Source organism: Aestuariimicrobium ganziense (assembly GCF_015352975.1).
GTDB classification, from domain to species: domain Bacteria; phylum Actinomycetota; class Actinomycetes; order Propionibacteriales; family Propionibacteriaceae; genus Aestuariimicrobium; species Aestuariimicrobium ganziense.
In genome coordinates this window covers 1-18,382 of the sequence record NZ_JACYIZ010000001.1, presented here as the reverse complement: position 1 = coordinate 18,382, position 18,382 = coordinate 1, and the positions used below count along the sequence as shown (strand labels likewise).

The window sequence follows — 18,382 nt, the reverse complement described above, 5'->3', positions numbered from 1 at the left end:
CGTGTCCTGGGGCTCCTTGGGATGCGTTAGTAGTGGGCACCGACCGGGCGCATTGGGACGTTCGCCCGCTTGAGGACTGTGAGGACTGTGGCCTTCGAGACGCCGACCTCGTCTGCTACGTAGCGTGTGCTCTTCCCCTGCTCGTATAGCTCAACGATCTGTGCACGGTCGCGGGCCGTGATGCGTCGCCGCCCAGACTGCCGGCGATCATCGAGGCGAGCGGCAGGCGGCCGGAGCGCAACAGGGGTGTTGGCAGAGAATGAGGCGAGGGCTACCAAGAAAGTCCAGGTCAGCCCATGGTTGACCTGGACTTTCGCTTTGGGGGCGAGATGCGATCCCATCGTTTACCCATCACATTGACAGGTGCGCAGCGCCGCCCAGCCGGGTGTCGTGGTCGTCGGTTCCGATTGCCTCGGGGCTGCTCGGTCTGGCTCGCACACCTGATGGGCATGAACACCACAGAATTGGGGCTGGAGCGCCTGATCGGGGTCGAGGAGCTCGCCGAGTACCTCGGTGTCCCCGTGCAGACCATCTACGACTGGCGGCTGTCCGGCCGGGCGCCGCGAGCCTTCAAGCTTGGCGAGCACCTGCGTTTCGCGGCCAGCGACATCGCCGCGTGGCTGGAGGAGCGACACGAGGGTGGCTCCCATGAGTAGGCCGCGCATCCCGATCGGCGGGTACGGCGAGATCGCCTTCATCCAGCGGTCGAAAGGCAAGGTCGAGTCCCGAACCCGCTTCCGCGACTGGGACGGCCAGACGCGCCTGGTGCAGGCGACCGCGTCGTCGAGGCCGGCGGCCGAGGCGGCGTTGAAACGGCGGTTGGCTGAGCGCAACGCGTTCCAGCCGGTCGACACGACGCTGACGCCCGACAGCCCCTTCCCGGCGCTGGTCGACTACTGGCTGGCCGACCTTGATCTGGAGAACAGGATCGCCCCGGCGACCCGTTTCAACTACGAGCGCGACATGAACCGGCTCGTGCTCCCGGCCTTCCGCGGCTACGCGCTGCGCGAGATCGGCGTCGGGGAGCGACGCCCTGCTCAAGGAGCTCGGCAAGCAGTCGTACGCCCGCTCGAAGCGGGCGAAGACTGTGCTGCGGCTCGCGTTCAGCCTCGCGGTGCGGCACGAGGTGATCCACCGCAACCCGATCGACGGCGTCGCGCGGCTGCACAAGCGGAAGCGGACGCCGACCGCGCTTACTGCGACCGAGGTCAACGCGATCCGAGCGGTGATCAAGGCGTGGGAGCAGTCGCGCGGCAGGTCCGGCCCGAACCCGTCTCCTCGCGGTCGAATCGCTGGTGCAGCACGTAGACGTCGACAAAGTCGCGGGGTTCCGCGCGGCCGAACAGCGCGAGTGTCTTGCGGATCGCAAGCTCGTCGGGCGCGAAGCTCGGGCCGGCGATCGTGACGGTCGGAGTGCTGGAGGCGGGGCTGTCGACCGCGAGGTCCACGAGAACCGTCTCCGGACCGGTGATCGCCCACCGCCGAAACTCCTCGCCGGTCCGCACCAACTCGTGTGTCCACCCGCGAGCCGTGACCGCAGCGATGAGGGCATGGCTCGCTGCCACGACGCTGCCTGAGTGACGCGATGTGAAGAAGTCGAGGTCTTCGGTCGGCCTCGGCACGATCCCCTGCGCGATCAGCGCGCCGCCGCCGGCGAGTAGGAAGCCTGCCGACTCTGGCAGGGAGAAGAACACGTTGGCCAGTTCGACCTGGAAGTCGCTCAGCCGTGAGTCGCTCACGCGATGGCACCGAACGAAGTGATGAGCGGCTCCCAAGCGCTTCGGATCGCCTTCGAAATGACGAGCTCGTCCCAGAGGTCGACCAACAGTGCTCCATCGACATAGGCGAGCAGATCGCCGGGCTCACCTTCCCGAAGCACGATCTCGTAGACCCTGGCGCGGTCGCGCCGATTGCGAAGGTTGTAGGGACGGGACGGGCCGGACCAGTGCAGATGCTGGGGCAGCGTCACTGTCGCGAAGGCTGAAGCTGTGTCGAGGCGCCACAGGCGATCAGGGACGACGAACGGCTCACCGCGAGCACCGGGGTGGGTGGTGAACTCGACGCGGGGCACGAGGTCGAGATCGAAGCCGCTGCTGTTGACGATCCTCTCGGCCACAGCGAGCGTCGGCGACTTGGTGCCGTGCTCGTAGGTCGAGAGCGTGGGCTGCGAGGTGCCCGAACGGCGCGCCAGTTCGCGCTGCGACAGTCCACTGCCGCGGCGTGCCCGCTCGATGATCGTTCCAGCCATGTCCCCCATGATATCCGCTTAGATATCGCTCCTCAAGGTCTCGCAGGCGCGTCATCGGAAATCGCTTGGTCATGTCGGAGGCGATCCGTAGCGTCGATCTCGGCCAGGAGGCAGTCAGAGGAGCAGAGGGGGCCGGCTGTGCAGATGATTGTCGTGAACGCGAAGCCCGGAGGCTTCGGGCTGTCCCGCGAGGCCGCCGCTGCGCTCGGACTGGAGGTCGACGAGAAGTCGTCGTTCATGCAGCCCTACCGAGTCATCGGCGAGAACGCGCTCCGCAGAAACGATTCTCGCCTCGTTGACGTCGTGGAGACCCTCGGCCAGGCCGCCAGCGGCCCCAACGCCGAGCTCGTCGTGATCTGCATCCCCGACGGCGTCGACTGGGGAATCGCCGAGTATGACGGTGCCGAGTGGGTGGCCGAACGGCATCGCACGTGGACACCGCAAAAGAGCGACGTAGAAGGCTACGAGGGTGTGTTCCAGACACCTGCAGCCGTTGTCGCGCCGCGCCGCCACATAGCCTCGCTGCTCGCTGCGGAAGCCGAGGTTGCCGAACGTGCGGAGGCGACCAGCGACCCGAACGAGCCGCTGCCGCCCAACGTCAAGGTCACCCGCGGCAGGTCGCCTCGCGTCGACGGAGACTGACGCGCCGTCAGGGCAGCCCTGCTCGGTCGAACTCCTGCTGCAGCCGCGGACGGCGCCGATGGGTCTTGCGCAGGTCCGCGATCAGGTCGTTGACCTCGGCTGACTTGTGCGACCCAGCGCTGAGCTTCCGCATCTTCGCCAGCCTTCGCGCTGCCAGCCGGTAATGCTGGGCGCCGGCCTCGACCAACTCGTTCTTGACGAGGCGCTGGTGGATCGGCAGCGTGGCGATCGGGTCGACTTTCTCGTACGCCTTCACCAGCTCGCTCCAGGTGTGGTCGCTGTCGAGCGCCAGCGAATGCGCGAGGTTCCACGCGAACTCCGGCTCCTTCAAGGTGAGAAGTGCGAACAGGACCGCGTCCCGCGGACTCGCCGCCAGGATCGCCACAACCTCGTCGCGGTGGTTCGGCCAGGACTTGCCCGCCGCATCGTGCAGCCGAGCCGCCGAGGTCGACGACGGCCACTTGCGGAACACCGAGAGTCGCGCGTCGAGCGCCTCGGCCGGCCGGTGTGTCTCCAGGAGGCCGCACCAGTAGTCGGCAGCTTTGAGCGACTGGTGCCCGTGGTCGAATCCGGTCGCCCGTTTCGCCCAGTCGATGGCGAGATCGATCTCGCCGATCTCCTCGAACGCCTCGGCGGTGTCCTCCAGCCACGCCGCAACCTGAACCGCCCCGGCATGTCCGGAGAGTGAATTCGTTGAAAGGATCACTCTCATGGCACGTCCTTCGAAGTACCCGCCCGAGTTGCGCCAGCGGGCTGTCCGGCTGGTGATGGAGTCCCGCGAGGAGCACGAGACTGAGTCGCCGCGATCAAGTCGGTGGCCGCCAAGTTGGGGATCACTTCGCCCGAGACGTTGCGCAAGTGGCTGCGCCAGGCCGAGATCGACCAGGGTGTCCGCCCTGGGGTGACAAGCCAGGAGTCGGCCGAGTTGAAACGGCTGAAGCGGGAGAACGCAGCGTTGCGCCGCGCGAACGAGATCTTGAAGGCGGCCTCGGCCTTCTTCGCGGCGGAGCTCGACCGCCCCGGCAGGTACTAGTCGATTTCGTCGACGCCCAGCGTGACCGTTTCGGGGTCGAGCCGATCTGCAAGGTCCTGCGTGAGCACGGCTACCAGATCGCCCCGAGCAGCTACTACGAGGCCCGCCAACGCCGGTCCTCGGCCCGGGCCCGTCGGGACCAGCAGCTGGTCGAGCTGATGCGCCAGCTGCGCGAGTCGAACCGCTTCCTGACCCGCTTCGGTGTGCGCAAGATGTGGATCTTCCTGCGCTCGCAAGGCCATGACGTGGCCCGCTGCACCATCGAGCGGCTCTACCGCGCCCAAGGCTGGCAGGGCGCAACGCGGCGGCGCAGGTTCAAGCCCATGCCCTCGGACGGGACACCGCGGCCGGCGGACCTGGTCGACCGGGGGTTCTGGGCGGCTCGGCCCAACCGGTTGTGGGTCGCGGACTTCTCCTATGTCCCGACGTGGTCGGGGATGGTCTACGTCGCGTTCGTGATCGACGTGTTCAGTCGCAGGATCGTGGGCTGGCGGGCGGCAACGCGCATCATGACCACCGACTTGGTCCTCGACGCGTTGGAGCAGGCCCTGTGGTCACGCAAACAGCAAGGCATCACCAGCTTCACGGTGCTGGTCCACCACAGCGACGCCGGGTCGCAATACGTCAGTTTCGCCCTCACTCAACGGCTGGTCGAGGCCGGCGTGGATCCGTCGGTCGGGTCGAACCACGACCCCTACGACAATGCCCTGGCCGAGTCCACGATCGGGCTGTTCACAGCGGAGTTGATCCGGCCGGAGGGCCCCTGGCGCAGTGTCGAGCACGTCGAGCTCGAGACCCTGCGCTGGGTCGACTTCTACAACACCCTCCGTCCCCACGAGGCACTCGACGACCTGGCTCCGATGCAGGCCGAGGACCTGCACTACCATCGGCTCAAGCTCACCGCCTGAGCCACCAAACCAAGTCTCCGGACACCCCGGGGCGGTTCAAGGGGAAGTGCGTCATGGGGCGAGGGGATGTGTCGTGGTGACCGCGTCGGACGGGTTGTTCACTGGTGGCTCCTGAGCTGTTGACTGGTGGATTGCGGGGACTCGGGTTCTGCAGCGCTCGTGTTGTGCAGAGGGCGGGACCAGCTGGCAAGGGCGGAGGCGATGACGTCCGCCGCCATCGGGATATCCTGGGGAAGCTGGGTGGCCACTTTCGTCTTGGGCATCTGCGGCCCCCCGACGAACATCAGTGGCACCCGGCCAGCACAGGCTTGGATCGCCGACGCCGCACTGTGCGTGTCCGCCCGCATGAGCGTGCCCAGCACGATGGCCCGGGGCGCGAACATGTCGCAGGCGGATGCCCAGCTCTCATCGGGGGTGTCAGCTCCCAGGAACTGGGCATCAACGTGTCTGCGGCGCAGGCAGATGGCCAGGGCGAGCGATGGGATCTCGTGCCGGGCGGCGGCCGGTAGGCCCACCAGCACCCGTGGTCCGTCGGAGGGCAGTGCGTCGAGCAACGTCCCGAGCTTGTGGCGGATCTGGATGCTGATGAGATGTTCGGTGGCAATGTCCAAGTGCCCTTCCGCCCATGCGTGGCCGACGTTGCGCAGGTTGGGCATGAGCCAGGTGGACAGGACCGTCTCGAACGGCGCAGAGGCGAAGACCTCGTCGATCACCCGTCGCAACTGCGCCGGCGCGGTCGAGTGGCGCACCAGGAGCAGTGGGTCGTCGAGCGGCCCCGACAGGGCGAGTCGGGAGTTGGCGAGCGGCGCCTTCTGCAGCATCGCTGCGGCCTTGCGCGCGGGCAGCCCGGAGTCCACCAGGTGTTTCATCGTGCGGACGGTCTCCAACTGCGCCTGGGTGTAGCGACGGGTAAGGCCCTCCGACCGAATCGGGTCGACCAATTGGTACCGCACCTCCCATGAGCGCAGCGTCGAGGCACTGATCCCCGCAGCAGCAGCCACGTCACCGATGCTCAGGTCGCGGGCGGGCGGCGTCTCCATGCGGGAATTTTATCAAGACTTCTGGGCACCCGTTTGCCCACTATCGCTGCAGTGCGTAGATTTCTGAGCAGGTTACTGTCTCGCACTGACAGAGACCCACAGCATCGGGCGAGACCCCCGCACAGGAGAGCCGCATGACCGACCTCAGCACTAACAGCGGTTCAATGATGGACCAAGCCGTGGACGACCTCGTCATCCTGCTCGATGACCAGGGCACCCCGGTGGGGACAGCCCCCCGCCATGCCGTCCACACGAGCAACACCCCCTTGCACAGGGCATTCTCCTGCTACCTGTTGGACGATCGAGGTCGCGTGCTGATCACTCGTCGTGCGCTGACCAAGAGCACCTGGCCGGGCGTCTGGACCAATGCCTGCTGCGGTCACCCCCGCCCAGGAGAGGACGATCGGGAGGCCGTTCGTCGACGGGCCCACGAAGAACTGGGCATTGCCATCCATGATCCGAGACCTGTCCTGCCCGACTTCCGCTACCGCGCTGTCGATGCGGGTGGAATCGTCGAGAACGAGATCTGCCCCGTCTACGTCGCCCGTGCCGACGGGGGTGAGCTCAACCCTGACCCTGACGAGGTCATGGACTGGGCCTGGGTGGAGTGGGAGGCGCTGCGCGCCGCGGTGACAGCTACTCCCCAAGTGTTCAGCCCTTGGTCAGTGCTCCAGGTGGAGCAGCTCGCGGACCGGCTCAGGGGCCCCACCCCGACCTCCGAGCAATGCTGCCCCGTAGACCTGACTGCATTCCTGGCAGCTGTGGAGGACGAGTTGGTGGAGCAGCTGGGCGACCTGGACGCGAGATGGCACCTGGATGCCCAGGCGGTCGGCCTCGACGTGCTGTCCGACGACCTGCCTGCGATGTTGAACGCGCACCTGATCGGCAAGGGCAAGAGGTTCAGGGCAACCATGGTGTGGTGGGGATTTCTCGCAGGAGGCGGCAGCGCGGCCAGCGGTCAGCAGATCGCCCAGGCGGTGCGAGCGGCCGCCGCCCTGGAGCTGCTCCACCTCTTCGGCCTGATCCACGATGACGTGATGGACCAGTCGCAGATTCGGCGCGGCCTGCCCGCGGCGCACATCGCAGCCAGCCGCCACCACGAGGATGCCGGGGTCCTGGGCTCCAGCAGCGTCTTCGGGAACAACATCGCCATTCTCCTGGGCGACCTGGCGCACATGCTGGCGGACCAGATCATGGCAGAGGCACCTCGGCCCATGAGGGACGTCTGGTACCAGCTGTGCACCGAGCTCATGGTGGGCCAGCGGGCCGACCTGACAGGTGCAGCAGCAGGGCGCAGGGACCGCGACCATGCCGCCCATGTGGCGCGGCTCAAGTCGGGGTGCTACACGATCGACCGGCCGCTCCAGCTGGGAGCCATGGCCGCGGACGCCAACGACGCAGTGCTCGAGGTCCTTGGACGCTACGCCGAGCATGCCGGCACTGCCTTCGCCTTGCGTGACGACCTGCTGGGAGTCTGGGGGGACCCGGATGTGACGGGCAAACCCGCCAGTGACGACCTGGTCGAAGGCAAGGCCACGATGGTCCTGAGCCTGGCCGCCGACGTCCTTGAGGGAAGCGATGCAGACCTGCTCGGACGGGTCGGGTCGGAGAGATTCAGCAAATGGGAAGCTTCTCGCCTCGCCAAGGTCTTGGAGCGCGCTGGCGTGCGCCGCCGCATGGAGGAGCTGATCACCTCTGAACATGACCGCGCCGTCGCGTCGCTGACGCCACCACTCGAGGAGCCCTGCATCGCCGGGCTCACCGCAGCCGCCGGACAGATCGCGTGGAGGAACCGATGAACGCCATGGGCACCACCACCGTGGTCGTCGGCGCTGGCCTCGCCGGTCTGGCAGCTGCCATGCACCTGCGGGGAGCCGGCCACCAGGTGACCATCGTCGAGCGGGAGTCCTTCCCGGGCGGACGCAACGGTACTCTCGAGCAGGACGGGTTCCGCTTCGACACGGGCCCGGTCGTGTTCACCATGGTCTCTCTGCTGCAAGAGGCGTTCGCAGCCCTCGGGGAACAGGTGAAGGACCACGTCACACTCGACCTGCTGGACCCCTGCTACCACGGCGTCTTTGCCGATGGTTCCACCCTTGACGTACGGCCGGGCCGCGAGCTCATGCGCGAGGAGATCGCCCGCGAATGCGGGACCAAGGACGCCGCAGCCTTCGACACCTTCGTCGACTGGCTGCAAAAGCTCAACGACCTCGAACTGCCGCACTTCATCGACAAGAACTTCTCCTCCCCGCTGTCGCTGTTCAGTTCGCCGAGCGCCGCGCTGAAACTGGTGCGGCTCAGGGCCTTTGCCAGGCTGGGACCCGAGGTCAACCGCCGCTTCGACGACGAACGACTCCACAAGCTGTTCAGCTTCCAGGCCATGTACGCAGGCCTCGCTCCGGCCAAGGCCCTCGCACTGTACTCGGTCATCACCTACATGGATTCGGTGCAAGGAGTCTGGTTCCCACGAGGCGGCATGCACGCGGTGCCCAAGGCCATGGCCGCAGCCCTGGAATCGCACGGCGTCCAGATCCGCTACTCCACGTCAGTGGACCACATCCTGCGAGACGCCAGTCGAGCAGCCCGCGGGGTCGTACTGGACGATGGGGAGCAGTTGTTCGCCGATGCGGTGGTGGTCACGGCCGATCTGCCCACTGCCTACGAGCGCATGCTCCCGGGCCTGCGCGCCCCCTGGGTGGCGCGGCACGGTGAGTACTCGCCGTCGGCCGTGGTCTGGCACCTCGGTGTCGAAGGCACCGAGATCCCCGCCGGAGCCCTTCACCACAACATCCACTTCGGAGACCAGTGGGACGAGGCCTTCGACGACCTGATGGTCGCCGGGCGACCCATGAGGGACCCGTCGCGATATGTGGCCATCCCGTCGCTGCATGACCCCGCAGCAGCCCCCGATGGCTGCCAGAGCCTGTACATCCTGGAACCAGTGCCCAATCTGAAGGTTGGGCACGTGGACTGGGAACGCGAGGCGCCTGCAATGCGTGAGCGGATGCTGTCCTTCCTGCAGACGGCAGGCTATCCCACGGCCATCCGCACCGAGAAGCTCGTGACCCCGCTGGATTGGCAGTCACAGGGGATGGCCGCCGGGACGCCCTTCGCCCTGTCACACACCCTGCGTCAGAGCGGTCCGTTCCGGCCCCGGAACATTGACCGACGAGTGCCAGGCCTTGCCTTCGCGGGATCTGGAACCACTCCGGGAGTCGGGATCCCGATGGTGCTGATCTCGGGCAAGCTCGCCGCACAACGCATCCTGGAGGCTCTGCGATGACAGCGTTGGCCGCTGGCTACCGTCGCTGTGCTGCGCTGACCCGCCAGCACGGCACCACCTACTACTGGGGCGCCATGCTGCTGCCGAAGGAGCAACGGCGTGACGTGTACGCGGTCTATGCCCTGTGTCGTCTGGCCGACGACATCTTGGACGAACCCGATCGGGAGATCGCCGGGATACCGGAGGGAAGTCCCACCGAACGATTGGCCGCCTTCCGCGGCGCCTTCAGAGACGCCATTGACCGGGGGACGTCGCCGGATCCGGTGCTGGCCGCCGTCGCCGACAGCCTCACGCGTCGCGGAACTGATCTGGAATGCTTCGACCGCTTCTTCGACGCGATGGCCCTGGATCTGGTCACGACGACCTGGGCCTCATGGCCCGACCTGCGCGACGGGTACATGGAGGGTTCCGCAGCGGTCATCGGGGAAATGATGCTTCCGGTCCTCGAGCCCCTCACGTCCGAGGCCAGGCACCCGGCGCGGATGCTCGGGCATGCTTTCCAGCTGACCAACTTCCTGCGTGATGTCGGAGAGGACCTGGACCGCGGACGTGTGTACCTCCCGGCCGACGAACTGGCCGCCCACGTCGCAGATCCGTGGCAACGGGTCGTGACACCCCAGTGGCGCAGCCTGATGGCGATGCAGATCGAGCGGAACCGGGAGCTCTACCGTGAGGCAGAAACTGGCCTCCCCATGCTCCCTGATTCCTCACGACGCTGCGTGGCAACTGCCCTCGAGCTGTACCGCCGCATCCTGGTGCGCATCGAGGAGGCCGATTACGACGTGTTCACCGAACGCCGCCGCGTACCGACGCGTGAGAAGGCCGCGCTAGCTGCACGCGCCTGGGCCGGTCGCGACGTCATCTCTGCGTCGCCTGGCGTGACCACGCGCCCTGATCCCAGCAAGTGTAGGGAGCAACAGTGATCCCGCCAACCGGCCGACCGGGCATCGATCGCCACGCGGTGCGTCACCCCGGTCGCGCTGGGGATGACGTGGTGCACGACCGAACGGTGGTGGTCGTGGGAGGTGGCATCGCCGGCCTTGCCGCTGCCACGGCGCTTGCCGAACGCGGAGCCCACGTCACGCTCCTGGAAGCTGGACCGCGGCTGGGCGGCCGGGTGCAGTCCTGGCCCGTCGACAGACAGCGCACGATGAGCCGCGGCTTCCACGCCTTCTTCCGCCAGTACTACAACCTGCGAGCGCTGCTTCGCCGGGCTGACCCCGACCTCGAACGCCTCGTTCCCATCGACGACTACCCTGTCCAACGTCCGGACGGCACCCGGGACAGCTTCACCGGCCTGCCCACCACACCGCCGATCAACGTCTTGGAGTTCGTCCGCCGCAGTCCAGCCTTCTCCGCACGCGCCCTGGCGAAGGTCGACAAGATCGCCGCGCTCGAGATGCTCCAGGTCCACTTCCCAGGCACCTACGACCGCTATGACGGTGAGTCGGCGGGCGCCTTCCTGGACCGGTTGCGCTTCCCGGAGAAGGCACGAGACCTGGCGTTGGAGGTCTTCGCCCGCTCCTTCTTCGCCGATCCCTACCAATTCGCCGCCGGCGAGCTCGTGGCGATGTTCCACACCTACTTCGTGGGCTCGGCCGAGGGCCTGCTCTTCGACGTCCCTGACGATGACTACGACAGCACCCTGTGGGCTCCCCTTGGCGCCCACCTGACGCGCCTTGGCGTCGAGGTCCGCACAGACACGGCGGTCACGGGCATCGAGGCAGGCCCCGACGGAATCATCGCCCACACCGATCACGGCGACCATGCCGCCGACGCCGTGACCATCGCCACGGATCCCCGCGTCGCCCGCCGCTTGTGCGCGTCCATCCCCGGCGACGACCACGAGGTCGTGGAGTGGCGCGAGCGCGTGGGGGCAACCCGCAACGCTCCGCCGTTCGTCGTCGTGAGGCTCTGGCTCGACCGTCTGGTTGACGCCGATCGCCCAGCATTCCTGGGGACCGCCGGATACGGCCCGTTGGACAACGTCTCGCTGCTCGAACGCTTCGAGCGTGGCGCGGCGCAGTGGGCCGCGGAGCACACAGGTTCGGTGGTGGAGCTGCACGCCTATGCCTGTGCCGGGGACCTGATGGAGAATCCACAACGACGCGACCAGTTGGTCGACGAGCTGCTGCAGGAACTGCATCGCGCCTACCCCGAGACACGCCTGACGAACATCCTGCACCGCGAAGTCCTGGTCCAGGACGACTGCACCCTCGTCACCCCCGAACCGTGGGCGCGCAGACCTGGGGTCGAGACGCCGTGGCCCACGGTCACGCTGGCCGGCGACTGGGTCCGCACCGATTTGCCGGTGGCGCTGATGGAGCGGGCCGCCACCACCGGGTTCCTGGCCGCCAACCACCTTCTGGCGCAGTGGGGCGGTCGAGGCCATGACCTCTGGACCGTTCCGATGCACGGCCTGCTGACCGCACAGCGGCTCACTCCCCCGGTACTGCGTCGTGCCAAGCCGTGAACACACCCCAGTAGCGCGTCGCACAGCGGTTGCGGTGGGGTGCCCGCCGCTGGGCTGTCAGCCTCGGTCGAGGGCGACTGCCATGCCGCGCAGCTCGTATCCGCTGACCAGGTCGTCCCAGCCGATCGACGGTTCCCTCAGCATCCGCGGGTTGCGTGCCAGCAGCCGCGTCAACAGCACGTCGGCCTCCATGAGCGCCAGCGTTTCGCCGGGGCACCTGTGGGCCCCGTCGCCGAAGCTGAGCACAGCCGCGCGAACTCCCCGGGGCAGCTCGCGAGCGGGACACAGTGCCAAGGGGTCCTGCATGGCGAGTGGATCGGCGTTGGCGTCGCGCACCGACACGTCGACCAGGTCGCCGGCCGGGATGGTGTGCGAGACGCCACCGTCGGTGATGACGATCTCCGCGCACGTCCGCCGGTAGAGGTGGCCCACGACGGGTTCAAGGCGGATCAGCTCGGTCAGGATGGCCAGGCGCTCGCGCTCCCCCGCGACGACATACCGCTGCGCCAGGGCCGGGCTCGTCATCAGGTGCCACGCGGCCATGCAGATGAACTCCCGCGTCGTCACCATCCCGGCGGTGCCGTAGGTGACGGCCTCCACCAGAATGTTGGTGCTGGACCATCCCTGGCTTGCCAGGTGGCTGATGACATCGTTGCCGGGATTGCGACGCCGCTCCCGGATGGCCGGGCGCACGTCGGCGAGGTAGAAGCTGAGCAGCGGCCACAGACCCTTGTGAGCGGCCCGTGCCCATTGCCTGCCACTGCGCCCCAGGTCCTTGCGCGACAGGTCGATGGGGGGTTGGTCGAAGAAGGCCACGAGCCGACGTGACATGGTGCGCACCGCCCGATCCCGTGCCGCGGGGCTCCGCTGGGCCGACCTGTGGGTGAGTCCCACGATCTCGGCGGTCACCTCCACCGTGTAGTGCAGGGCCACCTGGTGCAGATCGACCTCGCCACCGACGCCCACCGCATCCAACAGCCGATCCGCGCAGGCAGCGATCATCTCGCCGTAGCGTTCCTCCACCACCGCCGGAGCGAAGAAGCGGGCGACCTGGCTGCGTTGCTCGTCATGGGCGGGCCCGTCCGAGATGAGGATGGGGCGGTGCTCCAGTCGCCCCTGGGGAATGAACTCTGCCGTGAACCCGGCCTGTGTCGTCTGGTGACGCGCTCGCAGCAGCTGCCGCGCTGCCTCCAGGGAACCGACGCGCCAGATGCCGCCGACCTTCTCCACCCGCATGCCGGACTCTTCGTCCGCGCGGACCGCGCGCCGTGCCGTCATGATCGACCCCGATGGAACAGGCCGCGGGCGGTGGCGGAGACGAGCCGATTCCGGCCCGACATCAACAGCCACTGCTGCGCCAGGCTGCGCAGCAGTGACCGGTCAGGCGTGCCCGGATCGAGCACGGCCTGCTGACTGCCGAAAGAGAGCCTGCCAAAGGCGTCGAAGAGATCGACGACGGCCTCGGGCGAGAGTTGGAGCAGGGATTCCAGGGCCTGGGTCCGCCAGGCAGAGGTGCGGCTGCTCCACGGTTGCCCGCTCGCGAGGCAATCGGCCACCTCGTCGGCGCGGGCGAGGGAGGCGAAGACGCTGTAGCCGCTGATGGGATTGACCTCACGGCCGGCGGCGCCGAAACCGTGGCGTGCGCCCGGGCGCGGGAGCATCGGGATATGCACCCGCTCCGCGTCGGCGTCGCGCTGTCCCGGAGGTTCGATCCCATGGACCCTCAGCCTGTGGTGCAGTCGTGTGGCCAGTTCGTGCTGGGACAGCGCCGGTCGGCCCGCCAGACATGTCTCCTCGGCGAGGATCCTGCCATCCGGCAATGGCACCACGTAGCAGAAGCTGGGTGACCGGGTTCCCCAGCGCGATGTTCCGTCGAAGGGCCGCCAGTCCATCAGGATGGCCTCGGCACCAGCCAGCAGGGGCCGCGCCTGGTGCGGATCCAGCCGAACCCCAAAGGCCGTCTGGGCCACGGCCACCCCACCACGCATGCCCACCCGGTTGCCCCGACAGTCGACCACTCGGGGCGCCAAACAGGCCATCTCCTTGTCGGACACCCACCGCGCCTCGACGGTGGCACCGTCGAGGGGCAACGACCGCTGCAGCCGTTCGTTGTCCAGCACGACGTACTCGCCGGGGAGCACATGGTTGCCCCGCGCCACCAGGCGGGTGTCGCCGCTGGTGGCGCCCACCGCGGTGTCGTCTATCCAGGACGGGAGCTGATGCAGCCAGCCCCCGTAGGTCGCTGCCCAAGGGCGGTCCGGGTGCGGGTCCACGGCCATGACGCGCACTCCGCGGGCCAAAAGCCGATGGGTCAGGGCCCGGCCAGCCGGGCCCACGCCAACCACCGCGACCTCGACGCTCACGCGGCGATCCCGTGCCGGTCTGGCCACAGGCCGGAGGTGAGGACGGTCAGTGCAGAGTACTCATCCATGCCACTACTGTCGCCCATTGCTGCCCGTACCTGGCAATCCGCTGCGGGCGGACAGCGTGCCAAGCACCACGTCCGGGCACCGGACTGACGCTAGGTTTGCCTCAGGTCCCCATCGAGGGATGTCACCATCCGTAGCGCTCAAGGCAGACGAAGTCCGGAACGAGGAGGACACCCGATGAGCCTTCATGACGTGATCGTGGTGGGAGCGGGCCTGGCTGGCCTGGCCTGTGCCGCCGCCCTGGAGGATGCAGGCTTCAAGACCGTGGTGCTGGAAGCCACGGACCGCGTTGGCGGACGGGCCACCAACGACGAGGTGGACGGCTTCCTGCTGGAGCGCGGCTTCCAGGTGCTCAACCCCGCCTATCCCCATCTGCGTGCCACCGGGGTGCTGGCCGGCCTGGACCTCCAGCCCTTCCCCCGCGCCATCCGAGTGCGGCGCGGTGGGCAGATCGACGAGCTGGTCGACCCGACGCGCCACCCTCGGGCTATCGCCCGGGACCTGCGCAGCGGGCTGGTCTCTCTTCGTGATCTGGCGGCGGCACGCCTCGCCCTGCAACTGCCCAGCTCCGATCGTCGCCGGGGCGATGCCTTCGACGCCGCCGGTTTCCGGGGCCCGCTGCGCCGCCACGTCGTGGACCCCTTCCTCGCAGGGGTGGTGTGCGAGGCAGAGGGCTCCACCTCGCTGCGCTTCACCGCCTGGCTGGCGTCGATGTTCCTGCGGGGCACCCCCAGCCTTCCCAAGGGCGGCATGCGACGCCTGCCCGAAGTGCTGGCCGACGGGCTCGACGTGCGCCTCGATCATCGCGTGACAGCGGTGGACACCGTGGCGTCAGGGGTCTCGACGCCCCACGGTGACTTCACCGGGCGGGCGCTGGTCCTGGCGGCGGGTCCGATCGGCGCCGCCTGTCTTGCCGGCGAGCAGCCTCCAGTGACGCACCCGACCACCACCTGGTGGTTCGCCACGGACCGGGCCCCCAGTCACAGCGGCGCCATCCACGTCGACGGCGAGTCATCCGGCCCGGCGGTCACCACCGCAGTGGTGAGCCACGCCGCACCGGACCACGCACCCGCCGGCCAGCACCTCGTCGCGGCCCTGACCCTGGCCGACGGTGACGTGAGCGATGGCGATCGGGCCGATCGCGACGCGGCCGATGGCGGCGTTGACGAGCAGCAGGTGCTCGCGCACCTGGGGCACATCTACGGCGCGGACACCGACGGGTGGCGCACCCTGGCAACACACCGGATCCCCCACTCGCTGCCCGCTGTCGCCCCGGGACAGTTCGCCCATGGCCGCATCGGTTATCGCGACGAGGTGGTGCTGTGCGGTGACCAGTTCGGAAATGCCTCCATTGACGGAGCCGTCGCCTCCGGGCAAGCAGCCGCCAGCGAGGTCATCCGTCGCCTTCGCACCCAGATGCCCCATGAGAGGACCACGGGGTGACAACCCTGCTGTGGCTGCGCGACGACCTCAGGGTCCACGACCACCCGGCACTGAGTGCTGCACTGCAGGACAACGGGGTGGTGGTGGCACTGTGGATCCGCGAATTCAGCCCGCCCGCACCCAAGGGCGAGGCCCGAGGACCGCGCCCGCTGGGAGCAGCGAGCCGCTGGTGGTACCACCAGAGTCTTGTGTCGCTCTCGCAGTCCTTGGCCGAACTGGGCATCCCCTTGCTGTTCGCCCAGGGTGACGCTCGCCAGATCCTGCCCGACCTCGCGAAACGCTTGGGAGCAAGAACCCTCAGGTGGACTCGCCGATACGCCCCGGCAGCCCGCGCGCTGGACGCCGAGGTGAAGGCGGGATTGCTGGCGGCTGGCCTGGCGGCGCACAGCCACCCCGGCAGCCTGCTGGTGGAACCGTGGACGCTCTCCACCACCACCGGCGGGCACTACACGGTCTTCACCGCCTTCCACCGCCAGGCCTCGGAGCTCTACGTGGGTACCTGCCTGCCCGCCCCGGACACCCCGCCGCAGGCCGCAGACGGCGCGATGGCGCTGCCCGACGACCTGGGTGAGGGCGTCACCCGCCAGGTCGACGACCTGGGGCTGCTCGACGACCACCCGCAGTGGTGGCGGGACACGGTCGCACAGCACTGGTCCCCCGGGGAGGACGAGGCGCTGGCCCGCCTCGACGCGATCGAGCAATGGCTACCGGGCTACCGCACCTCACACGACCTGCCCGCGGACCACGACTCCACCAGCCGCCTGTCGCCCCACCTGCGCACCGGGGAGGTCTCCCCGAGGCAACTGCTCGAGGCAGCCAACCGGGTTGACGTAGCGGCGACCGACCGCCAGGCCTGGCTGCGGCAGCTCTACTGGCGCGAGTTCTGCTGGCACCTGACCTTTCACCTCGACGACCTCTCGACCCGCCCGATGCGGAGCCAGTTCGAGGCCTTTCCCTACGAACCGGACGAGGAGCACCTGCGGGCCTGGCAGCAGGGACGCACCGGATACGACCTGGTCGATGCGGGCATGCTGCAGCTGTGGCAGACGGGTTGGATGCACAACCGGGTGCGCATGGTCACCGCCTCACTGCTCACCAAGAACCTGCTGCAGCCCTGGTGGCTGGGCGAGCAGTGGTTCTGGGACACCCTGGTGGACGCCGACGAGGCCAACAATCCGGTCTCCTGGCAGTGGGTGGCCGGCTGCGGCGCCGACGCGGCGCCCTATTTCCGGGTCTTCAACCCCGAGCTCCAAAGGGCCCGCTTCGACCCGGACGGCGCCTACACCACCCGATGGCTCCGCGACGCAAGACCCAGGCCGCTGACACCCGTCGTCGACCTGAAGCAGTCCCGGCAGGAGGCCCTGGATGCCTACGAGGAGGTCCGTCTGCGGCGAGGGTCTGCTGCAGGGATGGGTGACATTCGAGATGGCTAGCCCGAGAGGCTGGCTGGCGGGATGTCAGCATGCCCAAGCCCTCCCCGAGAGAGTTCCGCGAGGACGTGCTCCGGGTCGCCCGCAACCGCGAGGACGGCGTGACTCTGGAGCACGTCGCCAAGGACTTCGGCCTGCACCCGATGACGCTGAACAAGTGGCTGCGCCAGGACCGCATCGGCATCGGCGAACGAGCCGGAACGACCACCGCCGAGTCAGCGGCGTTGCGGGAGGCGAACCGGCGCATTCGTCTTCTCGAGCAGGAGAACGAGGTCCTGCGTCGGGCGCCGCCTATCTGTCTCAGGCGAACCTTGCGGGACAAGGCTCTACCCGCTCGCGAGCGAGCTCGCCGCCGACCAGATCTTCGTGGTGGTGACGTGCCGGGTACTGCTCGCCCGCCAGCCCTACTACCGCTGGCTCGCGAAACCCGTGACCGACGCCGACTGGGTCGAGGCCCACGCGCCAACGCCTTGTGCGACGCGCACCAGGACGATCCGGAGTTCGGCCACCGGTTCCTGGCTGGCGAGGCCCGCGACACCGGCCAAGCGATGGCCGAACGGACCGCGTGGCGAATCCGCCAAGCCAACCAGCGGTGGTCAGTGGTCGGGAAACCAGCCCGTGGCAGACACGAACGCCCCGGCCCGCAGGTTCACGACGACCTGGTGGAACGTCACTACACCGCCGAGGGGCCGAACCATCTCTGGCTCACAGACGTCTGGGAGCACACCAAGCGAGAGGGCAAGGTCTACCTCTGCGCCGTCAAGGACGTGTACTCCGGCCGGATCGTGGGCTACTCGATCGACTCGCGCATGCAGGCCCGCCTCGCCGTCACCGCGCTGGACACCGCCGTTGCCAGACGCGGGATCGAGGGTCACTCGGTGGCCGGCTGCGTCCTGCCTTCCGACAGGGTCAGTCAGTTCCGGTCGAGGAAACTGCAGCACGCGATCAACCGTCACGCCATGGTCGGGTCGATGGGCAGACCCGGGGCGGCCGGCGACAACCCGGCGATGCAGGGCTTGTTCGGGCTGCTGCAGAACAATGTCCTCAACCTGCGCCACTGGGGCACCCGGGAGGGACTGCGGATCGGGATCGTGACCTGGATCGAACGCACCCAATCACCGCCGCGGACGCCAACACCGCCGCGGACGCCAACACGGCCTCGGACGATTGCCCCCCTCGAGTTCGAGACGATCATGAAACCAGCAGCCGCTCAGGCCGCATCACCACTGTCACCTGATCCTGCAGCAGACCCAAGTCCGAAATGTTGGTCACAGTGTGGTCAAGATCGGCCGTGCGAACTGGCTTCAGGCCCCGCGGTGAGCCACGATTGGGCTCGGACCCGGAGCGACGATGCAACGGGTGGATCCAGGAGGATTGCATAGATGAGCACGTTCACTCGACGTTCGCTTCTGAGCGCTGCTGCTGTGGGTGGTGCCGCGTTGACGCTGGCCGC

The 18,382-nt window shown here is 68.1% G+C and carries 17 protein-coding genes, 2 pseudogenes and 1 other annotated feature; of the genes and pseudogenes, 12 read left to right on the top strand and 7 right to left on the bottom strand.

Annotated features, from left to right (window positions below; all coding sequences use genetic code 11):
* Window positions 1–26: 26 nt before the first annotated feature.
* Complete coding sequence (locus tag IE660_RS16500) at window positions 27–341, bottom strand: helix-turn-helix domain-containing protein (RefSeq protein ID WP_203566307.1); 315 nt, start codon at window positions 339–341, stop codon at window positions 27–29.
* A gap of 108 nt (window positions 342–449) precedes the next feature.
* On the opposite strand from IE660_RS16500, the gene IE660_RS00085 reads away from it, so the two are divergent.
* On the top strand, window positions 450–656 hold the full coding sequence (locus IE660_RS00085; protein WP_203566306.1) for a helix-turn-helix transcriptional regulator: 207 nt from the start codon (window positions 450–452) through the stop codon (window positions 654–656).
* The gene (locus IE660_RS00080; RefSeq protein ID WP_203566305.1) at window positions 649–1,308 is read left to right on the top strand and encodes a hypothetical protein; all 660 of its coding nucleotides are present in this window, start codon (window positions 649–651) and stop codon (window positions 1,306–1,308) included. Before IE660_RS00085 ends, IE660_RS00080 begins: the two co-directional genes overlap by 8 nt.
* Here the strand turns inward: IE660_RS00080 and IE660_RS00075 are convergent.
* Together IE660_RS00075 and IE660_RS00070 are read right to left on the bottom strand one after the other, a co-directional pair.
* Window positions 1,230–1,739, bottom strand: coding sequence for a nucleotidyl transferase AbiEii/AbiGii toxin family protein (locus IE660_RS00075; protein WP_203566304.1), 510 nt, complete (start codon window positions 1,737–1,739; stop codon window positions 1,230–1,232). The genes IE660_RS00080 and IE660_RS00075 overlap by 79 nt on opposite strands.
* Complete coding sequence (locus tag IE660_RS00070) at window positions 1,736–2,248, bottom strand: helix-turn-helix domain-containing protein (protein WP_203566303.1); 513 nt, start codon at window positions 2,246–2,248, stop codon at window positions 1,736–1,738. Before IE660_RS00070 ends, IE660_RS00075 begins: the two co-directional genes overlap by 4 nt.
* 138 nt (window positions 2,249–2,386) lie before the next feature.
* Here IE660_RS00070 and IE660_RS00065 point away from each other — a divergent pair, with 138 nt between their 5' ends.
* Window positions 2,387–2,890, top strand: a complete 504-nt coding sequence (locus IE660_RS00065; RefSeq protein ID WP_203566302.1) for a hypothetical protein — start codon at window positions 2,387–2,389, stop codon at window positions 2,888–2,890.
* Window positions 2,891–2,897: 7 nt separating this feature from the next.
* Here IE660_RS00065 and IE660_RS00060 read toward each other — a convergent pair whose 3' ends face one another.
* Window positions 2,898–3,602: a hypothetical protein gene (locus IE660_RS00060; protein WP_203566301.1), complete on the bottom strand. Its 705-nt coding sequence runs from the start codon at window positions 3,600–3,602 to the stop codon at window positions 2,898–2,900.
* Here IE660_RS00060 and IE660_RS00055 point away from each other — a divergent pair.
* A pseudogene (locus IE660_RS00055) lies at window positions 3,601–4,831 on the top strand (IS3 family transposase). The gene IE660_RS00060 and the pseudogene IE660_RS00055 sit on opposite strands and share 2 nt — an antisense overlap.
* Window positions 3,881–4,009 (top strand) — a sequence feature (AL1L pseudoknot). Its footprint overlaps the pseudogene before it by 129 nt.
* A gap of 98 nt (window positions 4,832–4,929) precedes the next feature.
* On the opposite strand, the gene IE660_RS00050 reads toward IE660_RS00055, so the two are convergent.
* A complete protein-coding gene (locus IE660_RS00050; RefSeq protein WP_203566300.1) occupies window positions 4,930–5,871 on the bottom strand; it encodes a MerR family transcriptional regulator in 942 nt (313 codons plus the stop codon).
* A gap of 134 nt (window positions 5,872–6,005) precedes the next feature.
* Here IE660_RS00050 and idi point away from each other — a divergent pair.
* From idi to IE660_RS00030, 5 genes and pseudogenes are all read left to right on the top strand, one after another.
* Window positions 6,006–6,569: pseudogene (idi, locus tag IE660_RS15555) on the top strand (isopentenyl-diphosphate Delta-isomerase); the annotation flags it as partial.
* A 165-nt stretch (window positions 6,570–6,734) separates the two neighbouring features.
* On the top strand, window positions 6,735–7,670 hold the full coding sequence (locus IE660_RS15550; RefSeq protein ID WP_268882456.1) for a polyprenyl synthetase family protein: 936 nt from the start codon (window positions 6,735–6,737) through the stop codon (window positions 7,668–7,670).
* The gene (gene crtI / locus IE660_RS00040) at window positions 7,667–9,154 is read left to right on the top strand and encodes a phytoene desaturase family protein (RefSeq protein WP_203566298.1); all 1,488 of its coding nucleotides are present in this window, start codon (window positions 7,667–7,669) and stop codon (window positions 9,152–9,154) included. Before IE660_RS15550 ends, crtI begins: the two co-directional genes overlap by 4 nt.
* On the top strand, window positions 9,151–10,077 hold the full coding sequence (locus IE660_RS00035; protein WP_203566297.1) for a phytoene/squalene synthase family protein: 927 nt from the start codon (window positions 9,151–9,153) through the stop codon (window positions 10,075–10,077). Before crtI ends, IE660_RS00035 begins: the two co-directional genes overlap by 4 nt.
* On the top strand, window positions 10,074–11,627 hold the full coding sequence (locus IE660_RS00030) for an FAD-dependent oxidoreductase (RefSeq protein ID WP_328701772.1): 1,554 nt from the start codon (window positions 10,074–10,076) through the stop codon (window positions 11,625–11,627). Before IE660_RS00035 ends, IE660_RS00030 begins: the two co-directional genes overlap by 4 nt.
* Before the next feature lie 57 nt (window positions 11,628–11,684).
* Here IE660_RS00030 and IE660_RS00025 read toward each other — a convergent pair whose 3' ends face one another.
* Together IE660_RS00025 and IE660_RS00020 are read right to left on the bottom strand one after the other, a co-directional pair.
* Window positions 11,685–12,905, bottom strand: a complete 1,221-nt coding sequence (locus tag IE660_RS00025) for a cytochrome P450 (RefSeq protein ID WP_203566296.1) — start codon at window positions 12,903–12,905, stop codon at window positions 11,685–11,687.
* Window positions 12,902–13,990 (bottom strand): lycopene cyclase family protein, encoded by a 1,089-nt coding sequence (locus tag IE660_RS00020; protein ID WP_203566295.1) that lies wholly within the window; start codon window positions 13,988–13,990, stop codon window positions 12,902–12,904. The genes IE660_RS00025 and IE660_RS00020 overlap by 4 nt, the downstream gene beginning before the upstream one ends.
* A 243-nt stretch (window positions 13,991–14,233) precedes the next feature.
* On the opposite strand from IE660_RS00020, the gene IE660_RS00015 reads away from it, so the two are divergent.
* The 3 genes from IE660_RS00015 to IE660_RS00005 are packed head-to-tail and all read left to right on the top strand — an operon-like array spanning window position 14,234 to window position 18,311.
* The gene (locus IE660_RS00015) at window positions 14,234–15,499 is read left to right on the top strand and encodes an NAD(P)/FAD-dependent oxidoreductase (protein WP_203566294.1); all 1,266 of its coding nucleotides are present in this window, start codon (window positions 14,234–14,236) and stop codon (window positions 15,497–15,499) included.
* Window positions 15,496–16,932, top strand: coding sequence for a cryptochrome/photolyase family protein (locus IE660_RS00010; protein WP_203566293.1), 1,437 nt, complete (start codon window positions 15,496–15,498; stop codon window positions 16,930–16,932). The genes IE660_RS00015 and IE660_RS00010 overlap by 4 nt, the downstream gene beginning before the upstream one ends.
* Window positions 16,933–16,961: 29 nt before the next feature.
* Window positions 16,962–18,311 carry an IS3 family transposase gene (locus tag IE660_RS00005; RefSeq protein ID WP_203566292.1) on the top strand — a complete coding sequence of 450 codons (1,350 nt, stop codon included), beginning with the start codon at window positions 16,962–16,964 and terminating at the stop codon, window positions 18,309–18,311.
* The last annotated feature ends 71 nt before the right edge of the window (window positions 18,312–18,382 follow it).